Annotated in this window: 5 protein-coding genes; 2 read left to right on the forward strand and 3 right to left on the reverse strand. The window is 66.1% G+C overall.

What is annotated here, in order from left to right:
- Nucleotides 1-92 precede the first annotated feature (92 nt).
- Nucleotides 93-530, forward strand: coding sequence for a hypothetical protein (locus tag ACZ5WK_RS39785; protein WP_465555394.1), 438 nt, complete (start codon nucleotides 93-95; stop codon nucleotides 528-530).
- 322 nt (nucleotides 531-852) lie between these two features.
- On the opposite strand, the gene ACZ5WK_RS39790 is transcribed toward ACZ5WK_RS39785, so the two are convergent.
- The 3 genes from ACZ5WK_RS39790 to ACZ5WK_RS39800 all read right to left on the reverse strand — a co-directional run bounded on the left by ACZ5WK_RS39790 (nucleotide 853) and on the right by ACZ5WK_RS39800 (nucleotide 7486).
- Entirely contained in the window at nucleotides 853-1128 is a 276-nt protein-coding gene (locus tag ACZ5WK_RS39790) for a hypothetical protein (RefSeq protein ID WP_465555396.1), read from the reverse strand.
- Nucleotides 1129-1871: 743 nt separating this feature from the next.
- Nucleotides 1872-2198 carry a hypothetical protein gene (locus tag ACZ5WK_RS39795; protein ID WP_465555398.1) on the reverse strand — a complete coding sequence of 109 codons (327 nt, stop codon included), beginning with the start codon at nucleotides 2196-2198 and terminating at the stop codon, nucleotides 1872-1874.
- A gap of 65 nt (nucleotides 2199-2263) precedes the next feature.
- Nucleotides 2264-7486, reverse strand: a complete 5223-nt coding sequence (locus ACZ5WK_RS39800) for an RHS repeat domain-containing protein (protein ID WP_465555400.1) — start codon at nucleotides 7484-7486, stop codon at nucleotides 2264-2266.
- Between the two features lie 27 nt (nucleotides 7487-7513).
- On the opposite strand from ACZ5WK_RS39800, the gene ACZ5WK_RS39805 reads away from it, so the two are divergent.
- Nucleotides 7514-7930: a ricin-type beta-trefoil lectin domain protein gene (locus tag ACZ5WK_RS39805; RefSeq protein WP_465555402.1), complete on the forward strand. Its 417-nt coding sequence runs from the start codon at nucleotides 7514-7516 to the stop codon at nucleotides 7928-7930.
- Nucleotides 7931-8075 lie beyond the last annotated feature (145 nt).

The raw sequence follows: 8075 nt of genomic DNA on the forward strand, positions 1-8075 counted from the left end.
CCTGTGGGCGGACAGCATCTCGGGTCGGCAGGTCGGCTTCTGCTGGCCGCTGGCAGGTAGACCGGGCCCGGTGGAACAGGCACCATGCCCCGGTGAGCATCGTCGTCACGTTCTTCATGGCACCGGACGCCGAAGCTGCCGCTGCTGTCGCGGAGGGTGGTCCCGACGGGGTCTTCGAGTCCCTGACCTTCGGCAACTTCGATGTCGAGGAGGCTCTGATCGAGTGGGAGGGCATCTTCACCGGTCGGAGCTTTGAGGAAGTCCTTGACGACGATGTTCCCGAGACTGTTGTCGACCCGGACGACGGCGAGGGTCCGCTCGTCCTCGCCGTCTCCGGCACCCTTCGAGATGCCCTGTGCACTGCCGTCGAGCACCGGCTCGCTGAAGTCAGCCGGCTGTGGGTGGCCGAGCGGGCGGCAGACGGCGAGGTCTTCGACCCCGAGATCGCCGCGTGGATCCTGAGCGGCTTGGCCGACCTGGCCCGTGCCGTCCGCGAGGGAGACGAGAACCTGTACTGCTGGGTGGCGTAGAAAGGGCACGGCCACCGTTGATCATCGTCGGTTGTGTGGACACCACGAAGTTGCCGTCGTCCTGCATGGTCGCCCACGCACCCGGGTGGTTCTGGGTGCTGGTGGACCAGACGGCCTGGACGGAGCGCAGGGAGCTGAGGACCAGGTTGCCGTCGAAGCGACCGGCGAGTGTCCGCAGGAATCCCTCCCCCCCCCCGGCTGGCTCACCACGCTCTCCAACATCGAGACCGCAGGCCCGCGTTGCCAGGCGACTGCGGGCCGTGGCCCCCAAGCGGATCGGGGGCCACGGCTTCGGCGAGTTCACCTACCGGTGGCGCCAGGGTTACGACGCCAATGAGGAGGTCGGCTCAGCAGAGACGATCGGAGGGTTCACCGCGTCAAAGTAGAGCAATGGCGATGAACTGCTCAGGAAGAAGCGGCTGCCGAACGCAGCCTGCGGAAACGACTTGTCGAACGCATCGCTGTGCAGCCAATCACCCGACACACCCAGACTGGGATCGAGCCCGGCCGGGAAGTCAGCAACGTCCTTATTCTCCCAATCTCCAGCAGCTCGGAACTCGGCCGCGCGGTCCGCCGAGAGCCAGACAAGTCCGCGCATCTCGTAGTCGGTAGGACCTGGGACCCTGGAGCCTCCTCCGGAAACCTTAGCCATCCACGTGACGCGGTCGAAGTTTCCGAATTTGGGAAACCTGCTTTCCACCGGGCCACGATCGGTCCGAATGGCACCGACTGTAGGACTGGCCGAGACCGTCGTCCTGTCACTCGCCGCACGATCGCTACCCGCGCAGGCGGAGGTCGCCCCCACCAGAACGCCCAATATCAGAACTGCCACTACGCTGGCGAACCCCCCTCGGCCTCCTCTCATCGCGAGGCCTCACCCATGACTGTCGTTTCCAATGCGCTACCCCTCGTCCAGGTCATCTTCCGCTCTAGCTTCCCGTTGGTCATGAATGGATGCGCCCATCCAAGCGTCGCAAATCTCCCGTTGACAGCATCAGGCGTGCCGCTGTCAACATCCTTGGCGCCTCGGTTGAAGTCCCAGCGATCCCTGGAGCGGATCGTGATCTTCATAGATAGCTTGTCACCATCGGAGAACACCTTGGCCTCAGACCACACGAAATGGGCGCCGACCGTCCTCTGCCAATTAGTTGTCGCAGGCTGACCGCTCATGCCATGCAGCCTTCCAGTCATGTCGAATCCGGTCCGGGCTGATGAAGCGGCCGGTGCTCGGCTGGTATTGCCTGGCGCCGAGGTTGGTGAAGCCAGTGAGTGGCGTCGTCATTGCAGCAAATACGCGGGGCCTGATACGCATCGTGTATCAGGCCCCGCGCTACTACAACCCTACGAGCCAGGCTTGGGCATCACCCTCAGCGCATAGAAGACGCCGAGCGCACTCAGCAACAGGAAGGGCCAATATCCCGCAAAGAGGAAGAGCAGTGGCGGCAGCGCGAGCAAACACGCGCCGGCCGCGCGGACATCCTTCCCCCAGGCTGCGGGAAGGGCCAGCAGCAGCAGCGACAGGGTCCCTGGGATGGTTATCGTCGCCAAAACAATCCGGAGGAACGCGAAGTAGCCCTCGGAAGTCGTTCCAGCGGCGAGATCGTCAACCTGGCGCTTGTCAGGTGCGAATGCGGCAAGCACAAGCATCAGCGAATACAGCGGAGCCACGCATACCGCGATATACCTCAGCACCGCCCGCGCGAGCCATAGGCCACCCCGGCCCAATCTCATACTCAACACCCGGCAATGCACCTCCCCTCTTCAAAGGTGTGATTTATGGATATGCTCAAGGGTCCCGGCAGCGTCACCGACCTCAGCCCCTGGTCGATCGGAGCATCCCCCATGCCGTCTCGGGCGATCACATTGGGACTCTTTCCCTGGCGATACTGAATCACCTCCATGTCAGGATAGGCATCGCCCTTGCGAGTCATCTGGATACCCGAGGGCCTGATATCCAGCTTGAGGGTATTATCAACTCCGAATACCCTCATCTTGCTGTTGATTCCATGGACGGTGAGGTCAAGCAATTTGGCGCTAACCCCATTGAACTGCAGCGCGTTCTTGTGGTTCCACGTCGTCCCAAGGCCGCTCTCGCCAAACTCGATCCCCTTGGCAGGAATGACCTCCGGGGGAATCGATACCTTCATTGGCATCCTCCCCGTGTACTTGGTCACCACTTGGCCCATAGTCGTGGAGGGCATCACGGTGAACGTCGCCTCACCGGTAGCGGTGTCCCAGAAGACAAGCATGCGAGCACTGTCCACTGGGACATTCGACCAGGAGCGATTGTCTCCGAGCAGGCCTGCGAGCTGGGCCTTTTCCTGGTGAATATAGAACCTTATCATGATGATTCCGTCACCATCATCATTACGCGGCCCCATCTGTTTCGGCGCAGCCCTTTGGGAGGTCGCCGGCTTCGCGCCGAAGCCCATCTGCCGAGCAGCCTCGTAGTAGTCGGGCTCCGGCAGGGTTTCGTCGAGCCGCTGCAGAGCCGCCGCCGGAACGTAGTTCGCCGTCGTCTCCGCGGCGTTCTTCATGGTGATGGTGCCGGCAGAGCCGCAGTCGTACAGCGTGCCGCACTCCTCCGACTTGAGGCCGTTAGGGTCAGCCCGGTTCACCGGATTGTTGTTGCTGTAACCGTAGGAGTTCCACTGCTGCGGATCCTTCGGATCAACAATCGGATCCGGGCTGAGGAAGCGGCCCGTGCTCGGCTGGTACTGGCGGGCGCCGAGGTTGGTGAAGCCGGTGGCGTCGTCCTTCAGTCCGCCGACGTAGCCCTTGTCGCCGGACCACGGGGTGCTCAGGGAGCCGGGGCCACGGGTGGCGCCGAAGGGATCGAAGGTGCGCCGGGACTCGGTGGTGGTCTCGGAATCGATGGACAGGCTGTTGGTGCCGTGGTGGTCGGAGAACTGGTACGTCAGCTTGGTCGGACCCTGGCGAACCAACGTGATGCCGCCGGGGACGGTGTAGTAGCGGGCGCCGGTACTGGTCTTGCTACCGGTGTCGTAGGTGAGTTCGTCACCGCCGCCCAGGTTGACCGTCACCTTCCCCGGGTTGCGGCGTACCAGCTGGTTACCCTCGGCGTCGTAGACGTACGTCGTGGTGGCGCTGCCCTGGGTGAGTGAGGCGAGCTTGCCCTCGACGTCCCAGGTCAGCGTGGCACTGTTGGCGGCATCGACGGCGTTCCACGTCGGGGTGGACCACTTGGACTGCCAGCCGGGGCCGTAGACGATGAGCTTGCCGTCGTCCTGTACCACCGCGAAGTAGCCGCTGGTGCCGCCGACATAGGTCTTGGAGGACCAGAGCGCGACGCGTTGCGGGTCGTAGACCACGAAGTTGCCGTCGGCCTGCATGGTGGCCCAGGCGCCCGGGTGGTTCTGGGTGCTGGTGGACCAGACAGCCTGGCCGGAGCGCAGTGAGCTGAGAACCAGGTTGCCGTCGGCCTGCATGGTGAGCTGGGCGCCGTTGGAGCGCACCGACTCACCGGACTTGAGGACGAAGCCCGCGTTCAGGATCTTGTTGCCGCCAGGGTTGTTGATCTTCGTGGAGTTGCCCGCCGCGTCGTACTGGTCGGTGCCCTGGGTGCCGGCACTCCAGCCATAGGTGTACTTACTGGTGGCCAGCGCGTGCGGACCGCCGGTGCCGCCACCCGTTCCAGGCGCGGCGGTGGGCGTGTTGCGGGTACCGGGGGCCGGGAAGGTCTGGTCGGTCCTCAGGTCCTTGGCCGGGTCGCCCGCCGGGTCGTGGTTGACCAGCTTGGTGCGGTTGCCGGTCAGGTCATAGGTGTACTCCTGCCAGTAGGCCGCGCTGCCGCCGACCGTGGTCTTCGCCGGTGCGGCCGCCCCGCTGGTGGGCGTGGCGTTGGCGCAGGAGCCCTGGCCACCGAGGGACGGGGTGGGCTGGTTGAGCTGCCCGGTGTCGCTCCACGCAGTGGTGAGGCGGCCGAGGTAGTCGTAGCTGAAGCACTGCAGGTCGGTCGCGGCCGGGGTGTTGTTCGGGATCGCCCTGATCGCGGTGACCTGTCCGGCCTGGTTGTAGGCGTAGGTCGTGTTCTGCACCGAGCCGGTCGCGGCGGTCTGCTTGTCGATGTACTGCGTCAGCAGCCGCCCGGTCGGCTCGTCGTAGGTGTTGGTGGCGACGATCTGGGTGCCCCACGGGTTCACCGTGGAGCGGATGTTGCGGCCGTAGGCGTCCCAGTCCGACTGCCGCAGGTACGTATCCAGCCCGCCCATGTCATGAAGCAGACCATAGTGCTCGTAGTTGTAGGTCACCCACTCCTCGCCCAGGTCGCCCGCGGCGGCCCGGCCTTCGAGTGTCATCGCACCGCTGATCGGATCGTACACAGCGCCGTAGGTGAACGTCGTCTGGCCGGACTTGCCGATCTCGCTGCCGGGGATCGAGACGGTGGTCTTCGTCGGCCGGTAGGCCACGTCCAGCTCGGTCACGGCCTTGGTGTAGGCCGAGCCGCTCGCACCACCCACGTACCGGGTCGACGAGGCCGCTTGACCCTTCGCCACGGTGTCGTAGGTGTAGCCGGTGAGCTGATTGGCCGGGGCGACGCTGCCGTTGTAGGTACCGGTCTTGCGGCCCAGCAGGTCGTACGTGATCGCCACCGTCTGGTTGCGGGCGTCCGTGGTGGACGCCAGCCGGCCGGCGCCGTCGTAGGCCCGGGTCGACACGCCCGTGTCCGGGTCGTCGGCGCGGACCCGGCGGCCACGCTGGTCGTACTGGTAACTCCAGGTGTTCCCCGCCGCGTCCACCCGCGTGGCGGCCTGGCCACCCGGGGTGTACGTGTACGCGGTCACGTCAGCGTCCGCCGGGTTGCCGGTCGCCGTCGGCGTCCGGTACTGCCACAACTGGGCGGTACGGCCGCGGGCGTCGGTGATGGTGCTGGTGGCGGTGGCCCCGGTCGGCGGGGTCACGTCGACGCGGTCCGCCCCCGGGTAGGCCGTGGTCGTGGTGGACTGCAGGACACCGAGGGCGATGAGCTGCGTGCTGACCGGGCGGCCCATGCCGTCGAACGAGGTGGTGGTCCGGTTCGGCACCATGGCACCGTCCGGCCTCCAGCGGGTCGTGCTCGGGCCACTGGTGTCCTCGTAGTACGTGTTGTAGACCTGGTTGGCCCGGCCCTGCGAGTCGTAGAACGTGTCGGTGATCATCCGGCCGTGGTAGGCGGAGACCGCCGGCGGGCTCTGTGTCTGCACCACCCGGCCGAGGCCGTCGATGATCTGCGTCGCGGTGCCGTACTCGCCGCTCGGGCGCAGCGTGTTGCTGGTGATCGTGGAGGGCGCCGCGGTGCCGTTGACCGAGTAGTCGTACGTGTAGTTGGCGCTCTTCGCGGTGTCACGGCCCGGGGTCCAGACCGCCTTGAGCCGGCCCAGCGAGTCGTAGGACTGGGTGACCTTGCGGCCGTTGGGGTCCTCCGTGGTGATCGGCAGGCCACGGGCCGGATCGAACGTGATGGTGGTGGTACGCGCGATGCCCTCATCCGGCGCGCCGGCCGGGGCGGGGCTGCCGGTCACCGTGCGATCGGGCAGCTCACCCGGGTTGGCCGAGCTGTACACGGTGGAGACCACGGCCCCGTTGGGATTTTTGCCGTCCGTCACCGTCAGGTCGGTGACGGTCGCGACGCGGCCGTAGCCGTCGTAGCTGGTGGCGGCGCTGGTGACGTACTGGGCGGTGCCGTTGCCGTCGTACCGGTCGAGGCCCTGCGCGCCGGTCACCCGCCCCTTGGCGGCCGTGCTGCCGAACGTCCCACCGTCGTAGAGCGTGCGGACTCCGGAGACGGTGTTCGTCGCGGTCGCGGTCGCCCCGCAGGCGTTGCTGCCGGAGACGGTCAGTACCTCCGACACCAGAGCCGTCATCTGCGGGTTGGCCGCGGCCGCGTAGTCGGTGCGGACGCAGACGTCGGGCGTGCCGTCGGCCGTGCTCAGCGACGTGGTGACCCGGTTGTTGTGGTCCTTGTCGCTCTTGGTCACCGTCGACGTGGTGCGGGTGCCGTTCGTGGTCTTCGTCGTGCTGACGCTGGTCGATGTGGTCGCCGCGTAGCGGGCCACCAAGGCCGGCAGATCGCCACGGGTGTACTTGGCGGTCTCCACCTCGCCGGAGCTGGTGTTCACCGCGTACCCGACGGGGTCGTCATCGGCGGCGTTGACGTCGGTGTAGGTGACCTGCTCCAGCACACGGCCGGACAGCCAGTCGTAGTCGGCTCGGGAGCCGCTCTTGACGCCGGCGACGCTCGCAGCCTTCGCGTTCTTGTCCGCCTTGTAGTCGCCGTCCATGCCCTGGTAGTAGTACGTGGCCGACTTCGATTTCACGCCATCCGTGCCGGAGCCGGACACCGCCGTCACGCTGGCGTAGCCGCGGAACTGGTCCCACGTCCGGTAGTCATCCTCGGCCAGGGCCCCGTCATTGCGGTGCCAGGCGGCCTCGCCGTACGTGTAGGTGGTGACCTTCGGCACGGAACCCTGAATGAGGTTGCCATTCGGGTCCACGGTGACCGACTCGACCGGGTAGCGAAGGAACCAGTCGTCGACGGTGGCCTTCACACCGGTGTCATACCACTTGACGTTGTAGCAGCTCATCGTGTTGTTGTCGGCCGAGGCCGGCATCTTCCCAGCGGTGCGCGAGCACGAGTCCTGTGCGTACTTGACGAGGACGGTGCCCCCGGTCTCGGTGGTGATGACCTCGACTCGCGGGCGGTTGTACCGCGGGCGTGCCGGGACGAGACCGTCGACCCGGTTGGGCAGCATCGCGCTGGCGAAGGTGACCTTCGGAAGGTCTTTCTCCTCGGAGCCGTTGAAGGTGTCCTTGCCTATCCGCCGGACGGACTCCAGCCACGGGATCTTGGTGTTCTCGGCCGAGTTCTCGGGCGACTTGAACACGTGGGTCAGCTCGTAGCTGTCCACCGGACGGTAGGACCCGCCGGAGCGGACCGACGTGGTGATGGTGTTCAACCACTTCGTCGACCGCAGGTCAACACCTTGGCCACCACCGGCTCCAGTGCGCGGATCCGCAGCGCCTTCAGCCCGGGTACCTGTATCGACAGCTGGGGTGGCGCGATCGGTACGGCCGCCGCCGTGTACGACTGCTACAACGGCGACCAGCAGCACTTCACGCTGACCGACAAGAACCAGATCCAGGTGCCGGGCACCAACAGGTGCCTCGGTACCGCGGACAAGCCCGTGGGCCGGGGTACCGCGGTCAGGTTCCAGACCTGCGGCGACGACCCCGCGGCGCAGACCTGGGAGCGGCGCTACGACGGGTCGATCTACAACCCGGCATCCAACACGTGCCTGGAGTTGCCCGGTTGGAAGCACGACAACGGCACCGCACTGGATGTCTGGGAGTGCCTCGGGAACCCCAACCAGCGCTGGTACTTCGAGGCCCAGACGCGTTGATCACCTGTGCACGCCCTCCGCAGTGAGATGGCAGCGCCCCCGTCGAGCATCCGTGGGTTCTACTGATCCCCGCAACACCCTGGAGTTCAGGGGTTGCGGGGATCATGGATTTTGAGGCGCTGAAGACGAGGTTCTTCGAGGCGTT

The sequence above is a fragment of the Kitasatospora sp. NPDC032757 genome (genome assembly GCF_055579305.1).

Excerpts from the sequence above, each read along its gene's own strand:
- ACZ5WK_RS39790 (WP_465555396.1), bottom strand. The coding sequence starts at position 1,128 with ATGCGCGGACTTGTCTGGCTCTCGGCGGACCGCGCGGCCGAGTTCCGA.